Origin of the sequence: Desulfonatronospira sp. MSAO_Bac3 (assembly GCF_003838035.1) — a bacterium.
GTDB lineage: Bacteria > Desulfobacterota > Desulfovibrionia > Desulfovibrionales > Desulfonatronovibrionaceae > Desulfonatronospira > Desulfonatronospira thiodismutans.
Genome location: NZ_QYZY01000296.1, coordinates 1 through 15,722 on the forward strand (window position 1 = coordinate 1; position 15,722 = coordinate 15,722).

Sequence of the window (15,722 nt, forward strand, 5' to 3'; positions counted from 1 at the left end):
CTGCTGCCGTTGAATTCACTTAGTTTTTTGAACCAGTCCAGGGGCACATACTCCTGTCTTGCTTCATAAACATTCAGGGCCGGGGTGAAGCGCCACTGTATAAGGTCCAGGACTTCTTCGGCCTGTTGCCGGGAAATATCTTCCTGCACGGATTTGATGATTTCCGCTGTGGGTATCAGCTGATCCCCCCATCTTGACCTGGCTTTTTTCCAGGACAGGCGGATGAAATTTTCATCACTGGAGACAAAGCTGAAAAAGGAATACCGTTCAATAAGCTCCATGAGGGCCGAGCACTGGGCCTGGGCAGGTGAGACTCCCTTGCCCATCTGCTGGCGTTTGGGCACGCCCATGTCCCTGGCCCTGACCCCGTAATAGCTGAAATAAACCGGTATGCCCAGGCGACCGGTGTCAATGCGCTTGATTTTTTTTAAAATAGCCTGGCCATGCTGGTTTAGCGCCCCGGTGACCTTTTCCACGGTCTCTTCTGGAGTAAGGGCCTTGTCTGCTTCCTGGGTGTAGCCTTTGGGGCTGGAGCCGATTTTAATCATCTCTGCCGGGCCTTCATGCGGTAAATGGTTATTTTGTGGCTTTCCTGGTCTTCATAGTCATCTGCTGAACTGTCCCTGCACTCCAGGGTCTTGTGGCTGATCTGAAAATTTTCCTGGGCCTTTTGGAAAAAAGCCGGCGATTTTCTGGCATTGCTGGCGGACAGGATTATTTCGCCGTGCAGGGAAGTGTCCAGATGTTTATCCAGAAACCGGATCAAGTATGGGTAGATGTTTTCCTGGTAGAGAATCTCGGCTCCCAGGATGCTGTCAAAACTCCTGGAAAGGTGGTCAGCAGTGAAATCCACTGCCTGGACAGAGGCACGTTCTTGAAGGTTGTTCTGCAGGATGTTTATCCTGGCAAAGAGCAGGGCATCGGGATGATTGTCGGTGATGAGCACCTTGTGTCCCCTGGCTGCAGCCACCAGGCCGCAGAGTCCGACTCCTGCACCCAGTTCCAGCATGTCCAGGGGCTTGTCTGCAGGAAGGGAGCACAGGTAGTAGCCAAGTATCACCGAAGCCGGCCATATTTTGGCCCAGAAGGGCAACTCCAGTCTGTCCCCGGCTGTTTCTGCGAGCTGATCAATATAGGCTTCCATGTCGGCAATCTGCAGGATATCAAGGGTCATGTCCTTAATGCGTACAGGCTCAAAAATAACCTCGTATTTTTCCCGGGCGCGGGCGAGAAGCTCATCCATACTCTCTGTCTGCAAAAAGTCCGTGTCCTGCACTGTGTTACCTCCAAAATAAGGGTTGCCTTTTTATATTTATTTCATACCTTGCAGGTCTGAAAAAATGACAGAATTTGTTTTTTAGTACGAAAAAAGTAATTTCTGGGAGCAGGGACGCGGCTGAATGTATGGATAGTTTTGGTTTGCAGGTTGAATGCAGTCTGGTGCGGCTGCCTGGTTATACGTTTTTGGAGGCGGCATCCGGATTTGAACCGGAGAATGGCGGTTTTGCAGACCGCTGCCTTACCACTTGGCTATGCCGCCCGGTGCTTGCAAGCTGATTTAAATGGAGCGGGAGACGGGATTTGAACCCGCGACTTCAACCTTGGCAAGGTTGCACTCTACCACTGAGTTACTCCCGCCCTCAGGGAAAGAAATTGATAAAACACAGAGTGTGAGGTGTCAAGAACAATTTTGGACAGGCAGGGAAAATGCCTGCTTCCCGGCTGGAGCCGGGTCAATGGTTTTTTAGACGCCGGTCCTGCCCGTTGGCTGGATAAAGTTTTCTACTCCGGACAGGCTGCGGAAGCAAAGCCCGTTTTTAATGCCTGTAAAGACCTGACTGGGCTCAAGCACTCTTGATCCGGCCAGGTAGTCGATTCCCATGCGGCCCAGGCAGCAGGCCATGGGGGTGCTTGGACCCATGAGCACCCTGATGCTGCCTGTATCACACAGGTTCAGTATCCCGGCCAGGGAACCGTTTAAAAGCGTGGTGGCGGTAATTGCCACAAGCTGGGCCCGGGGCAGAATCCTTGGCATTTCAGTGCTGGGCAGGTCAAAATCCCTGGGCCTTTTTTCCAGGACCCAGAAGTTCTTGAAGGCGTTTTTTATTTTACTGACAAAGGGAAAATGCCCTATCACCGCCACGTTTTTCCCCTGTCCAAGCTCCAGGATAAGCTCCTGGGCCTTGGCCTGAATTTCGCCGCGGCGACTGTTGAGGATACAGTTGGCAGAAGCCAGGGCAAAAGAGGCCTGCACAGTGTCCTGGTTTTGCAGCCCAGGCAGAAGCTGGTGCAGGGACTGGTTCTGGCCTGGTTCATGTCCTGAATCCAAAGGGACGTCGTCCAGGGGAACCCTGGAGCATATCCCCGCACCCTGCTCAGCCTGTACACCCACCAGGAGCTGTCCCTGCACAAGTTCTCTCACGGCACTGTCCGGGCGGGTGCGGGCCTCGTGAACGATTTCGCTTATGATCTGCTGCTGGGTGATCTGCATTTACAGCTCTCCAGACCCCAAAAAGGGGGTCCTTGCTTAAAAGAAGTTTGCGGGGCTTAGTCAGACAAGGTTCAGAATAAACAATTTTCAGGTTCAGGACAACAAAAACAATGGGTATATCTTTACATCACCGGTTTTATGAGATATAAGACACTTTTTATTCAGGAGCAGCTTCTGAAATTAAAAGCAGCAATATGCCTGTTTTTGCATGCAGGCTTAGAACCTCCGGCCGGGACCGGAAAAAAAGACGGTTGCCATGCTGGAAAGGGGGCGTTGCCCCTTTTAAATCATCCAACAGGAGACCCACGTAATGAACCAGGCTGACATTGATTCTTTCAGAGAAATTCTCAGGAAAATGCGGCAGGACATCCTGGAACAAGGCGAAGATACCCTGGAGGACATGACCGGAGAACGGGAAATGTACGCTGATCCTGCTGACAGGGCTTCAGCCGAATCAGACCGGGCCTTTACCCTGAGACTCAGGGACCGTGACCGCAAGCTTATCAAAAAGATCGACGAGGCCCTGGAGCGCATCGAAGACGGTACATACGGAGAGTGCGAAGACTGCGGTGAAGATATCTCCAAGCCCAGGCTCAAGGCCAGGCCTGTAACCACGCTCTGCATCAAATGCAAGAGCAGGCAGGAGCAGCAGGAAGCCCTGCACGGGGATTAACAGTCCCGGGCGCAGACCTCTCTTTTTTCCGCCAGGGCTTCTTTCTGACCTGTACAGAGAGAAGCGTGCCTGAAAATACAACCCGCAGTCCTCTTTTTGCCGGCTGTTCAAGCAGATGCCAGGGAATGCAGCCGGCCCGGATGATCTTTTATGGAGGCCAATTTTTTCCGGTTCGCAGTCCAGGAGCTTTTTGACAAGGTTCAGGGCGTTCGCATTGAAAAGGTATATATGCCGGGCAGGGATATCTATACCCTGGACATGGGCAAAAGGGGCAATCTGATCCTGGCCTGCTCACGCAAACAGGGTTTTTTCACCCTCTCCAGCACAAAGCCTCCCAATCCTTCAAAGCCTCCGGCGCAGGCCATGCGGCTTCGCAAACACATCAAAAACAGGCGCATCCTGGACATGATCAGTATGTGGCCTGAAAGGCGCATCTTCCTGCGCCTTTTTGCTGCTGATCCGGTTTGGCTTGAACTGGACCTGGTCAGGGGCTTGAGCGTGGTGGATGATCCCGGGGTTTCTCCGGAAGACAGTATTGCCTGGCCTGACCTGGAGTCTTTTTTTGCAGACAAAGAGATCTGGAAAACCCACCCCCAGCTTACTCCTCCCCTTAGACAGGAACTGACCCGGCGCAGCCCGGATGAGGCCGGGCGGCTTCTGCAGGATCTGGCCGCAGGCCGGCCCGAGGGATTTTTCATTTGTGAAAAAGGCCCTGACAGGCTGGGCCTTAGCTGCTTCAGGATCACGGACAGCGACACCTGCCGGGAGTTTGACTCCGCCCTTGAGGCTTGTGCAGCTTTTGCAGAACCTGGGCTGCAAAGTCTCCTTGATGCGCCCATAGAAAAGGCCCGGGAAAAAGAGGAGAAAAAAAAGAGCAGGAAACTGCAGAAAAAAATGCAACAGATCCAGGAAGACCACAAGCGTCTTCTGGAGATGACAAAACTTGAGGACCAGGGGAAAATCATCCAGAACAATCTCTACCAGCTGGACCCGGAACAAAAAACCGCCGGCCTGAGATTAAAGGATCACCATGGCCTGGAGCATGAACTGGAGCTGGACCCTGGCAGAACCGTCCGGGAGAACATGCAGTGGTTTTTTAAAAGGGCCCGGAAGGGCAAAAGGGGCCTGGAGGCGGTATCCAGGAGAAAAAATGAGCTTGCCGGCCCGGAGCTGGGAAGCCATCAGGCTGATGCCTCCAGACAGGAAAAAGAGTCCAGGCAGGCGCAGTCTTCAGATTCCAGAAGCGATCTACACAGAAAGGCTCATGTATTCAGGTCCAGTGACGGGTATACCATACTCAGGGCCAAAAACAGCCGGGTGGCCGGGGACCTTCTGCGGCAGTACGCTTCATGGTTCGACTACTGGCTGCACTCCCAGGACGGACCCGGGGCGCATACAATATTGAAGCGCCGGGGCAGGGAGGAATCTGTCCCGGAAAGGACCCTGGAAGAAGCAGCTGTTCTGGCGGCTCTGGCCAGTTTTCAGAAAAATGAGGGCAGGGCCCGGATAATGTGCGCCTTAGTCAAGGATGTAAAGCCGGTTAAAGGTGCTGCGCCGGGCCGGGTCAAAGTGGACAGGGTGTATAAAAGTCTTGTGGTGGAGCCGGACCCGGACCTGGAAGCAGGGCTTAAGGTGGACAAGAGCTGAGCAGGAGGAACCTGCGTACTTTTCTGGAGCAAAAAAATGGAAGAAAGCATGCACAGGGCCTTTGACGAGCTGCAGGAAAAGGTGGACTCCCAGGCCCTGCAGGACTTCGGTCCGGAGGTGTACAGGCGCTGGAAAAACCCGGATTACATGGCCAGGATGCAGAACCATGACTGCATGGCCGCAGTGACCGGGTCCTGCGGCAACAGGGTGGAAATATACTTAGTTCTGGAGCAGGAGGTTATTGCCAGGGCAACTTTTTTCAGCGAGGGATGCGGGTCAAGCGTGGTCTGTGCTTCCATGACCTGCGAACTGGCCCGGGGCAGGACCCTGGATCAGGCCCTTGCGCTCGGGGCTGGAGACGTGATGCAGGCCCTGCCCGGGATGCCCGGGTCCAAGAAACATTACGCAGCCCTGGCAGTAAAGGCCCTGCACAGGGCCATTGAAACATGCGGATAATAGAGGCAAACGCCTTTTTAATCAGGTTCGGTGCTTTGCGGTTTTGATTAATCGCGCCACTGGCGCAATCATGTCCCGGTTTACCAGACCCTGGCTCTTAGCCAGGCATTTTCCCTGTTTCTCCCCAATCCTTCATCCCTAAATCCCTCAATTCCCCAATCCCTGAATTCCTGAATTCCTGAATCTTCGATCAGGCGCTTTTGGCCTCCTGCTGGTAAAAGAGCAGGGGGTCGATGCCCTTTTCCACCACTTCCTTGTTGATAAGGCACTCCTGTACTCCCTGCAGGGACGGCAGGTTGTACATGACGTCCATCATTATGGATTCCATGACGTTGCGAAGTCCTCTTGCTCCGGTCTTTCTTTCCAGGGCCTTGGCAGCAATGGCCCGCAGGGCGTTTTGAGTGAACTTGAGGTTGATATCGTCCAGTTCGAACATCTTCTGGTACTGCTTGACCAGGGCGTTTTTGGGCTCGGTCAGGATGCGCACCAGGTCGTCTTCTGTAAGTTCTTCCAGGGAGGACACCACGGGAATGCGGCCCACAAATTCGGGTATGAGCCCGTACTTGATCAGATCAGCCGGATGGGCCATGCTGATGAGTTCATTGGGGGTGGCCCCGAACTGGCTGCCAAGCTCTGCACCGAATCCCATGCTGCCCTTCTGAACTCTTTCCCGGACTATCTTGTCCATCCCGATAAATGCGCCCCCGGCAATGAACAGGATATTGGAAGTGTCCATGCGGATGAATTCCTGCTGGGGATGCTTGCGTCCCCCTTTGGGGGGGATATTGGCCTCGGTGCCTTCGATGATTTTTAAAAGTGCCTGCTGAACTCCTTCCCCGGAAACGTCCCTGGTAATGGATGGACTGTCTGACTTGCGGGCTATCTTGTCTATTTCATCCACGTAGATAATGCCCTTGGACGCGGCCTCCAGGTCATAGTCAGCGTTCTGCATGAGCTGAACCAGGATGTTTTCCACGTCTTCGCCTACGTATCCGGCCTCGGTGAGAGTGGTGGCGTCGGCTATGGCGAAGGGCACCTTGAGCACCCGGGCCAGGGTCTGGGCCAGCAGTGTCTTGCCAGATCCGGTAGGGCCTATAAGCAGGATGTTACTCTTGTCCAGCTCCACGTCGTCTTTTTGTTTTTTTATGTAGCGTACACGCTTGTAGTGGTTGTAAACCGCCACCGCCAGGAGCTTTTTGGTCTTTTCCTGGCCCACCACGTAGTCATCCAGGGCTTTTTTCAGTTCTGAGGGCGGCAGCAGGGTATCGCCCTCTTCAGTCTCCTCGGCATGGTCCTGGGCGATGATTTCATCGCACAGGGAAACGCATTCATTGCATATATAAACATCCGGTCCGGCAATGAGCCTGTCCACCTCGTCCTGGGTCTTGCCGCAGAAAGAACAGCCAAGGTCGGAAACGTAGGGCTTCTTTTTCTTGTTGGCCATGAGTCACCTCTGATTATTCTAATTTGCTCTCATCTTAATTTATTTGCCTGTTTTGTCAATTTCGGATCTTGATGTGAGCACGCTGTCTATCAGTCCGTAATCCTGAGCCTCCTGGGCTTCAAGGTAATAATCCCGGTCAGTGTCGTGTTCGATTTTGGCCAGGTCCACTTTGGTGTGGTGGGCCAGGATGTTGTTCAGCTTGGATTTGAGACGGATTATTTCTTTAGCCTGGATATCGATATCCGTGGCCTGACCCTTGAACCCGCCCATGGGCTGGTGAATAAGGATGCGGCTGTGAGGCAGGGCGTAGCGCATACCACTCTGGCCCGCGGCCAGAAGCAGGGCACCCATGCTTGCGGCCTGTCCCAGGCACAGGGTGGCCACCGGGGCGGAAATGTACTGCATGGTATCGTAGATGGCCAGACCTGCAGTAACCGATCCCCCAGGGGAATTGATATAAAAGTTTATCTCCCTTTCCTGGCTCTCGGATTCCAGAAAAAGGAGCTGGGCGCAGATGAGGTTGGCCACGTGGTCGTCAATGGGAGTGCCCAGAAGGATGATGCGGTCCTTCAAAAGCCTGGAGTACAGGTCATAAGCCCGCTCCCCTCTGCCGGTGCTCTCTATGACCATGGGTATGTTATAGCTCATTTGAATCTCCTTGATTAAAAATCGGGCGTACACAAAAAAACTTAAATAAGTGCAAAGATGCTGCAGATAAAGAGTCGTAAATCAGAGCCAGTTGTCAAGCCTGCATTGCAGCTTTTTGATTTTTTGCCTGCCACGCGTCCTGCCACGCGCTTCGCGTGGTTCGCGTGGTTCGCGTGGTTCGCGTGGCAGACATGACTCTTCGCTGGTTGCATCTGCGCATGGGCCAGCCTGGACTTTTCAGCGGCCGGGTTTTCATGGGTCTGCCTTTGAATATAAACTTGGCCGTGTAAACCTGCTGTCTGCGAAAACCTGCTGTATCCGCAGGGTTCTGCCCATCCACAAAACTGCCTGCAGCCTTTTTTTGCGGGAAGCAGTTCCAGGTTACTTGGAGGCAGTTTCCTGTCCGCCCTCTTCACTTTCCTGGGGAGGGATCAGGTTGACCTGGGCATTTTCGTAGATGAAGTCCATGGCCTTGTCCGCCAGGAGGCTGTCCTTGAGGGCGAACATGAGGTTGTTGTCCTGGTAGAACTTTTTTAGCTGGGCCGGATCCTGCCCACCGGACTGGGCCTGCTTCTGGATGTATGCATCCATTTCGTCCTCGCTGACGTCAAGCCCCTCGGCCCTGGCCACCGCCAGCAGGAAAAGCTGGGACTTGGCCATGTCCTCGGCCTCGGGTCTGAACTGCTCTTCCAGTTCCTCCCGGCTCTTGCCCAGGGAGTCCAGGCTCTTGCCCTTTTTTTCCATCTGGGACTGCAGATCGGAGATCTTCTGCTGGATGCGTCCCTGGACAAGGGACTCGGGCAGCTCAAACTCCACCCGGGCCTTGAGTTCGTCCAGGGCCTTTTTCTGGGCCGAGCTCTTGTGCAGCTCTTTGCGGGTGCTCTTGTAGGACTGCTCGATCACTTCTCTTAGTTTTTCCACGGAATCGAAACCGCCGGCTTTCTGGGCCAGTTCGTCGTCTACATCCGGCAGTTTCTTCTCCTTGATGCTGTGCAGGGTGACCTGCATAAGCACCGGCCTGCCGGCCAGTTCCTCGTTTAAGAAATCATCGGGAAGAGGGATCTCTCGGCTCCCGGTCTCGCCGGGTTTGAGTTCCTTGATCAGTTCTTCAAATTCGGGCAGGGCTCCGCCCTCCCCCAGGGTCATCTGAAAGTTGTCCGCCTTGACCCCTTCGATGGGCTTGCCGTTGTCAAAGGCCTCAAAGTCTATGACCACGGCCTCGTTGTCCCTGGGCGGGCGCTCTTCATCTATTACAACAAGTTCGGCCATGTTGTTGCGGATGCGGTTGATGACCTGGTCCACTTCCTCGGCATTGACCAGGACCTCTTCCTCCTCAATGGTGATACCCTTGTAGGGAGGCAGCTCAAACTCCGGGGCAACCTCGAAGCTCACGGAATAGTTGAAATCCTTTTCCCTTTCCAGAAGCCCTGCGTCCACATCTATGCGTGACAGGGGGTTGAACTTCATTTCGCTCATGATCTGGTTGATATGGACGTTTATAAGGTCAGTGGTGGCTTCGTTGTAAATCTGCTTTTTGAACCTGCCCTCTACAACCGAGGCAGGCACCTTGCCCTTGCGAAAGCCTTTGAGTTCCACGTCCCTGCTGTACATAGCTGTTGCCGCGGAAAGGGCGGCGTGCACTTCCTCGGTGGGAACCTGTATGTTGATCTTTTTTTTCACTGGGGAAATGTCTTCCACGGTGTATTCCATAATGAACTGACCTCCTTGGGATATCTTTAAAATTTCAGGCGCGGGCAACCCGGACCGGGTGTGTTATTCTATAAAAAAATTTGTCTGGTGCGAGAGGGGGGATTCGAACCCCCACGGTAAAACCGCTGGATCCTAAGTCCAGTGCGTCTGCCAGTTCCGCCACTCTCGCCTGTGATACCATGTTTGTAATAAGGTTAAACATTATATTATAGCCCAGTATCCTGCGGTAGTCAATCAAGCTTTCAGGGCGCTGAAGTGATCAGCCTGAAAACTAAGTCGCAACAGGTGATTGTCCAGACCTCCCAGATCCCGGGGGGTATAGCCCAGAACATCCTGCCAGACGTGTTCTGACTCCATGCAGAAATACATATTGGTGCCCATGCCTGCATTTTTAAGTTTCCGGGCCAGAAACCTGAACTGCTTTAGTCTAAGCGGCAGAAGAAGTCTTTTTTTGCCGTCCAGGCCGGTTATGAATTCGTTGTAGATGTAGTCGGCACCGGGGTGGTTATGCATGAGAATTTTTTCCAGTTCCGGCATGAATCTAAAGGACCCCAGGCTCATGTAGGCGATGTCCCGGGCATTTACATAGTCGAAAATGGTCTCAACGGCCAGGGCGTAACCTTTCTGCCAGCCCGGATAGTGAATGACTGGATCAAAATGCAGACAGATGCGAAAGCCCTGGCGGACACATTCCCGGGCGGCCTGCATGCGCTCCTGCAGGCCGGCTGATCCTTTTTCCTGCAAAGCAATGATTTCCGGCGTGTTGACGGACCAGGCCGGCAGCACCCGGGCCGGGTCCGAGACCCGGGACATCCAGCCAAGATCCACTATTTTGGATTTGAGTTCCAGGCAGACATTGGGATACTGTCCCAGAAAGGCCGCCAGGTCACCGGTATAGCCGGTAATGGCTTCCAGGGCCAGGGAGTCGGTGAATTCACCGGTGCCCGCCCGGAAAAGCCTGTTTTTATCTGCAAGGTGTTCCTCCAGTTCCCGGAACAGGTCCTGCTGGTTGGCCCATACCTTGAGCACCCTGTCCTGGAAGTAGGCCTGCAGGATACAGTAGCTGCAGTTCAGGGGACAGTTTTCCCCGATGTGGATGATGCGGTAGCCGCAGCACTGATACCTGCTGGTGCCGGGGCAAAAGCGCATAAAGCGGCCTTTGTAGTTTTTGAGGTAGAGTATGCGCGCTCCCGGGCCATGCTTCTGCAGCTTTTCCTGATAATTCCGGCAGACGCTCCAGGGGATACCGGGCAGGCGCGAGAGAACCCGGGCTGTTATGGGTGAGTGAATGACCTCCGGGTCCACCAGTATATGCTGCGGCGGCTCCAGGTGTGCCGGAAGGCAGGGTTCTCGGGTGTCATTCATGGGGGTATACCGGCCAGGGGCTCAGATGAGTGGAGGATGCAATGCTTTTTAACTGCCTGGAAACCTCCTGCAGTTCATCCCGGTTGTGCACCCGCACCCGCAGTTCCAGGGCGGGGCTTTCAAAATTGTCTGAATGGGTGCAGTTCCAGGCTGTACCGGCAACAAGGCTGTTTATATTTTGCCGGGCTTCGTCCATAAGCCGGAAATATTCAGGGTATGCAGCTCTGCCCAGGCTGTCCAGGATTAACCGGATTTTGTCTTTGGGGCTTAGTTCCCCGGCCAGGATTTTATCCAGGGCCAGCCTGGTGACAACTTCTTCTATGGGAAGGTTTTCAGGCTGTTGAGTCCGCCGCAACAGGTCCAGGAACTTGCGGGCATTGTTCAAAGACCAGGAAAGGTCCTGAAAAAAAGGCAACAGGGTATCCAGGTCCGAGTGGCTAATGTTGGCCAGGTCGGGGGCACAGGTCAAAAGCTGCGGGGTGTGCTGCAGTGCCCCGTCCCACTCATGTGGAAGCCTTGTCCAGGCCTGAAGCTGGCGCTCCTGCCTGGATCCCCGGGATATGCCCAGGAGAAGGTAGATTTGCTGCAGGTCTTTTCCCAGAGGGGAAAAATAGCGCATGGCCCTGACCAGCATCAGAGTATCCGGGATACGGCCCAGATTGCTGGATAAATAGATAAGCCCCTTTTCCCATGGCCCGGGATCTTCAGTCTGCAGGGCGTAAATCTTTTTGCCGAGCTTTTTCAGGCCCTGAAACCTGCTGTAACCGGCTACAAGAGTATATCCGGTGCTTGATTTCTGAACCAGAACCGGCTGAAGCTGTCCCTGGCCCTGCAGGGAATCAAAAAGGGGCTTGGTGCATTCCCCGGCCCAGAAGATGCACGGATCAACATCCAGGATCCGGTCTGGGTCCAGTGTCAAAGGGGTGTATGTGAGCATTTTTTATTTACCTGTATAAGCAGTGTAGTCATCTGCCCTGTTCTTCTGCCCGGCAGCATGCAATTTGCAGCTTGACAACTTTTGATTCATCTTTCAATAGGACAGAATATTTTCCATGCAGAGGCGGATAACTATTTAACTCCCGGGCAGGCAGATGTCCAGTAAGGACCCGGGCCCGGCAGCACCGGTCCCGCGGACACCCCGGGACAAGTCTTGCGGATAATCAAGCAAACATGGCCGCCGCCTGATACCGGGGGCGGACAACAGCACACAAAGGGGGCTAACGCATGCTGGATAAGTTGGAAAAGCAAAGGACCTATGCCCTGGTGGGTCACGGAGGAACAGGCAAGACCTCCATTGCGGAAATGATCCTGTATCAGAGCAAGGCCATCAGCAGGCTGGGCAGTATTGAAGACGGGACCACCAGCCTGGATTTCGAGCCCGAGGAAATCAAGAGGCGCGGCAGCATCCAGCCCGGATTTTTTGTTTATACCTGGGAAAAGAACAGGCACTTCCTGGTGGATACCCCGGGGGACAACAATTTCATCGGGGATATAAGCTATCTTTTAAAGGCAGTGGATGGAGTTGTTTTTGTGGTGGATGCCGTGGACGGAGCAAAGCCCCTGACCAAAAAACTGTGGACCGAGGTCCAGGATGCCGGGCTGCCCGCCCTGGTCATGGTGAACAAGATGGACCGGGAGAGAGCTGATTTCAGGATGGCTTACGACAGCTTAGTCAATCTCCTGGGGATCAAGCCGGTGGTTCTGTATATGCCCATTGGAGCGGAAGCAGATTTTAAGGGGCTTGTGGATGTGCTGGAGGAAAAGGCGTACTACTTTGATCAGGAAGGCAGGCTGACCCCGGGGGACATTCCGGAGGATATGCAGGAATCCGTGGCCGAGATGCGTGAGCTGGCCATGGAGAATATCGCCGAGAGCGACGAAGAGCTCATGGAAAAATACCTGGAGGAGGGCAGCCTGGAGATGCAGGAGCTTTACAGCGGCCTGCGCAAGGGTGTGCTTTCCGGGGAAGTGGTACCGGTATGTTCCGGGGCGGCCCTGGAAAACAAGGGCGGGGCCAAGCTCTTGCAGGCGGTTCAAAGCCTGCTTCCCTCTCCCCTGGAACACCCGGACTGGGAGGGAGAAGACGGCAGGCAAAGAAGGTCTCATCCAGAAGAAGAACCTGCAGCCTTTGTCTTCAAGACCATAACCGACCCCTTTTCCGGACATCTAAGTGTAATGCGGGTGCTCTCCGGCACCATATCCTCGGATATGATCCTGGCCAATCCCGTCAGGGACGAGAAGGAAAAGCTGGGCCAGCTTCTGTTGCTGGAAGGCAAAAAGCAGACACAGTTCAAGGAAGCGGCCGGACCGGGCAGTATAGTGGCCGCAGCCAAACTCAAGAGCACTGTCACCGGGGATACCCTTTGCAGTGAAAAGGATCCCTTTGTGCTTAAAAAGCCCCAGCTGTCGCCGTGCATTCTTTCCTACGCCCTGGCAGCCCAGGAAAAGGGGGAGGAGGACAAGGTGTTTGCCGCGGTGCACAAACTCCTGGATGAGGATATAAACCTGCAGCTCACCCGCAACGAGGAAACCAAGGACATGCTTCTGTCCGGCATGGGCCAGCTGCATATTGAAATGGCCGTGGAAAAGGCCAGGCGGCGCTACAAGGCCGCGGTGGTGCTCAAGACCCCCAAAATTCCCTACCGGGAGACCATCAAGGGCAAGACCGAGGTCCAGGGCCGCTACAAGAAGCAGACCGGCGGCCGGGGTCAGTTCGGGGACTGCTGGATCAGGCTTGAGCCCCTGCAGAGAGGGGAAGGCTACGAGTTTGTGGATGCCATAGTGGGCGGGGTTATCCCCAGGACATATATCCCCGCGGTGGACAAGGGCATCCAGGAGGCCGCAGCCAGGGGAGTGCTGGCAGGCTACCCGGTGGTGGACTTCAAGGTCACCCTTTATGACGGTTCATATCACAGTGTGGATTCATCGGAGATGGCCTTCAAGATCGCCGGGTCCATGGCCTTTAAAAAGGCGGTGGAGAAATGCAGCCCGGTGCTTCTGGAACCAATCATGCTGGCCACTGTGTTTGTACCTGACGAGTATATGGGCGACGTCATCGGGGATTTGTCCAGCAAACGCGGCCGGGTGCTGGGCTCGGAGTCGGACAAGGGCATAACCTCGGTGCGGGCCCACGTGCCCATGGCCGAGATGCTGCAGTACGCCCAGGATCTGCGCTCCATGACCGGAGGTCAGGGGACATTCACCATGGAGTTTGCCCATTACGAGGAATGCCCGGGTCCCATAGCGGAAAAGGTCATTGCCGAAAACAGCGCCCAGGAAGCATGAGACTCAGAAGTCAGAGGGCCGCGCTGACCACGCTGTGAAGCGTGGCAGGAAATGGTTGCAGGCAGAAAAATCAAGGAGATATGATGTTCAGCAACTGAAGATACAGTAAACCCGGAGTTACAGTTTTTATCTGCAAAAGCCCCCGGTTTTTCTTTGCTCTGAAGGCAGGGTCACTGCCCGGCTTTCAGCCTGCAAAGAAAGTCCGGGGGCTTTTTTACGTTGTCACGAACTTGTTTTTTTTTTATAAATAAGATACATTTTTTTGTTAATTTGAAGTTATTCCAAGGCCCGGGAAGCCTGCAGGGCCATGATGAAATCTGGTTTATTTGGAGTGTAAATGTCTGAAAAGGATGATTATGTTACCCTGACCCCCCTGGGAGGCCTGGGTGAGATCGGACAAAACTGCATGGTCCTGGAGACGCCCGGGACCATGGTTCTCATTGATTGCGGGCTCATGTTCCCGGATGATTTCCTGCTGGGTGTGGACGTGGTCATACCCCGCTTCGATTATGTACTCAAAAACAGGGAAAAACTTAAAGCCATTATCCTCACCCACGGCCATGAGGACCATATAGGTGCTTTGCCCTGGCTTCTGCCCTATGTGGACGCCCCTGTATACGGTTCGCGCTTTACCCTGAAGCTGGTGGAAAATAAGCTCAGGGAGTTCAACCTCCTGGAATACACCCGCCTGGAGGTGATGGACCACAAGACCCCCCTGCAGGTCGATGACCTGACCTTCAATTTTTTTCAGGTCTGTCATTCAATTATTGAGGGCTTCGGCATCGGCATTGAGACCCCGGTGGGCAGAATTGTGCATACAGGGGATTTCAAGCTGGACCCGGAGCCCCTTGACGGACACTTTACCGACCTGGAGGCATTTGCCGGTTTTTCCCGGGAGGGTGTGCTTCTGATGCTTTCCGATTCCACCAACGTGGAACGGGAGGGTTACGCCCTTACCGAGAGGGAGATCAAGGACTCCCTGGGCAAAGTGTTTGCCGAGGCCCGGGGCAGGATACTGGTTACCCTTTTTTCCAGTCATATTCAGAGGATGCAGGAGATATTCGACCTGGCCATGGAGCATGGGCGCAAGGTGGCTGTGAGCGGTAAAAGCCTGGCTTCCAACATAGAAATGGCTATGGAAGAGGGCTTCATGCGGGTCGGCTCCGGAACATACTGCACCCTGGATGAAATCTCAGGAGTGGAAGACTCGCGAACGGTGCTGCTTCTTACAGGGTCCCAGGGAGAGCCCCTTTCCGCCCTGACCCGGCTGGCCCTGGGGGAACACCGTCAGCTCAAGGTCAAGCCCGGGGACACGGTGCTCATGTCTTCCAGGATAATTCCCGGCAATACCAAGGCCATCGCCAGGGTCATAAACAATCTCTACCGGCTGGGCGCGGAAGTGTTCTATGAAAAGGTACGGGCCATTCACGCCTCGGGGCATGCCCACAAGGAAGAGCTCAAGACCATGCTCAAAACAGTCAATCCCAGGTTTTTTATACCGGTGCACGGAGAGTACCGGCACCTGTTCAAGCATGCCGCTCTGGCCAGGGAATGCGGGGTGGCTCCCGAAAGAAGCCTTATCGTTGAAAACGGCCAGCCGGTGACCTTTTTTCAGGACAGTATCCGCCTGGAAGACAGAATTCCCTCGGATTCCACCCTTGTGGACGGCAAGGGAGTGGGCGATGTGGGGCATACCGTACTCAAGGAGAGGCATATCCTGGGGGGTGAAGGCCTGGTGATCGTGGTCATGGTCATAAGCGAAAGCACCGGGGAACTGGTCATGGGCCCCAGAATCCTCTCCAGGGGCTTTATTTTTGAACAGCAGTACGACCATATACTGGAAGACGCCAAGTGCCTGCTCCTGGATGTCTTTGAAAATGTTCCTCCGGGAGAAAGCAGGAAGCTGGAAGAAAAGATCCGTTCCACCCTGCGCAAGTTTTTCCGCAAGATCCTGGGACGTGATCCCATAGTGGTACCCCTGGCCATCAAGGTTTAGCCGGGGT

At 54.4% G+C, this 15,722-nt stretch carries 13 protein-coding genes and 3 tRNA genes; 5 read left to right on the top strand and 11 right to left on the bottom strand.

The genetic code is table 11. The features are described from left to right. From D5S03_RS09980 to D5S03_RS10000, 5 genes are all read right to left on the bottom strand, one after another. A partial coding sequence (locus D5S03_RS09980) for a YcaO-like family protein (protein ID WP_287043782.1) occupies positions 1-548 on the bottom strand: 548 nt, incomplete at its 3' end. After that, positions 545-1,276 carry a class I SAM-dependent methyltransferase gene (locus tag D5S03_RS09985; protein WP_287043783.1) on the bottom strand — a complete coding sequence of 244 codons (732 nt, stop codon included), beginning with the start codon at positions 1,274-1,276 and terminating at the stop codon, positions 545-547. The genes D5S03_RS09985 and D5S03_RS09980, both read right to left, overlap by 4 nt. A 189-nt stretch (positions 1,277-1,465) precedes the next feature. Continuing rightward, positions 1,466-1,540 (bottom strand) — tRNA-Cys (locus D5S03_RS09990). A gap of 23 nt (positions 1,541-1,563) precedes the next feature. Continuing rightward, positions 1,564-1,638, bottom strand: a tRNA-Gly gene (locus D5S03_RS09995). Positions 1,639-1,744: 106 nt separating this feature from the next. After that, positions 1,745-2,491, bottom strand: a complete 747-nt coding sequence (locus D5S03_RS10000; protein ID WP_287043785.1) for a Rossmann-like domain-containing protein — start codon at positions 2,489-2,491, stop codon at positions 1,745-1,747. Positions 2,492-2,801: 310 nt separating this feature from the next. Here D5S03_RS10000 and dksA point away from each other — a divergent pair, with 310 nt between their 5' ends. The 3 genes from dksA to D5S03_RS10015 all read left to right on the top strand — a co-directional run bounded on the left by dksA (position 2,802) and on the right by D5S03_RS10015 (position 5,267). Then, the gene (dksA, locus tag D5S03_RS10005; RefSeq protein WP_008869789.1) at positions 2,802-3,164 is read left to right on the top strand and encodes an RNA polymerase-binding protein DksA; all 363 of its coding nucleotides are present in this window, start codon (positions 2,802-2,804) and stop codon (positions 3,162-3,164) included. Between the two features lie 150 nt (positions 3,165-3,314). Beyond that, positions 3,315-4,811 carry an NFACT RNA binding domain-containing protein gene (locus D5S03_RS10010; protein ID WP_287043786.1) on the top strand — a complete coding sequence of 499 codons (1,497 nt, stop codon included), beginning with the start codon at positions 3,315-3,317 and terminating at the stop codon, positions 4,809-4,811. Between the two features lie 36 nt (positions 4,812-4,847). Then, on the top strand, positions 4,848-5,267 hold the full coding sequence (locus D5S03_RS10015) for an iron-sulfur cluster assembly scaffold protein (protein ID WP_287043787.1): 420 nt from the start codon (positions 4,848-4,850) through the stop codon (positions 5,265-5,267). Between the two features lie 190 nt (positions 5,268-5,457). On the opposite strand, the gene clpX is transcribed toward D5S03_RS10015, so the two are convergent. The 6 genes from clpX to D5S03_RS10045 all read right to left on the bottom strand — a co-directional run bounded on the left by clpX (position 5,458) and on the right by D5S03_RS10045 (position 11,371). Next, positions 5,458-6,711, bottom strand: a complete 1,254-nt coding sequence (gene clpX, locus D5S03_RS10020; protein WP_008869786.1) for an ATP-dependent Clp protease ATP-binding subunit ClpX — start codon at positions 6,709-6,711, stop codon at positions 5,458-5,460. A 39-nt stretch (positions 6,712-6,750) separates the two neighbouring features. Next, complete coding sequence (clpP, locus tag D5S03_RS10025; protein ID WP_008869785.1) at positions 6,751-7,359, bottom strand: ATP-dependent Clp endopeptidase proteolytic subunit ClpP; 609 nt, start codon at positions 7,357-7,359, stop codon at positions 6,751-6,753. A gap of 381 nt (positions 7,360-7,740) precedes the next feature. Then, positions 7,741-9,069, bottom strand: coding sequence for a trigger factor (gene tig / locus D5S03_RS10030; protein WP_008869784.1), 1,329 nt, complete (start codon positions 9,067-9,069; stop codon positions 7,741-7,743). Between the two features lie 85 nt (positions 9,070-9,154). Further along, positions 9,155-9,238: transfer RNA gene (locus D5S03_RS10035), tRNA-Leu, on the bottom strand. A gap of 65 nt (positions 9,239-9,303) precedes the next feature. Then, complete coding sequence (locus D5S03_RS10040) at positions 9,304-10,434, bottom strand: SPL family radical SAM protein (protein ID WP_287043788.1); 1,131 nt, start codon at positions 10,432-10,434, stop codon at positions 9,304-9,306. Next, positions 10,427-11,371, bottom strand: coding sequence for a ParB N-terminal domain-containing protein (locus D5S03_RS10045; protein ID WP_287043790.1), 945 nt, complete (start codon positions 11,369-11,371; stop codon positions 10,427-10,429). Before D5S03_RS10045 ends, D5S03_RS10040 begins: the two co-directional genes overlap by 8 nt. Positions 11,372-11,658: 287 nt before the next feature. Here D5S03_RS10045 and fusA point away from each other — a divergent pair, with 287 nt between their 5' ends. Together fusA and D5S03_RS10055 are read left to right on the top strand one after the other, a co-directional pair. Next, positions 11,659-13,719: an elongation factor G gene (gene fusA / locus D5S03_RS10050; RefSeq protein ID WP_287043792.1), complete on the top strand. Its 2,061-nt coding sequence runs from the start codon at positions 11,659-11,661 to the stop codon at positions 13,717-13,719. Positions 13,720-14,056: 337 nt separating this feature from the next. Beyond that, positions 14,057-15,715, top strand: coding sequence for a ribonuclease J (locus tag D5S03_RS10055; protein WP_008869780.1), 1,659 nt, complete (start codon positions 14,057-14,059; stop codon positions 15,713-15,715). Positions 15,716-15,722 lie beyond the last annotated feature (7 nt).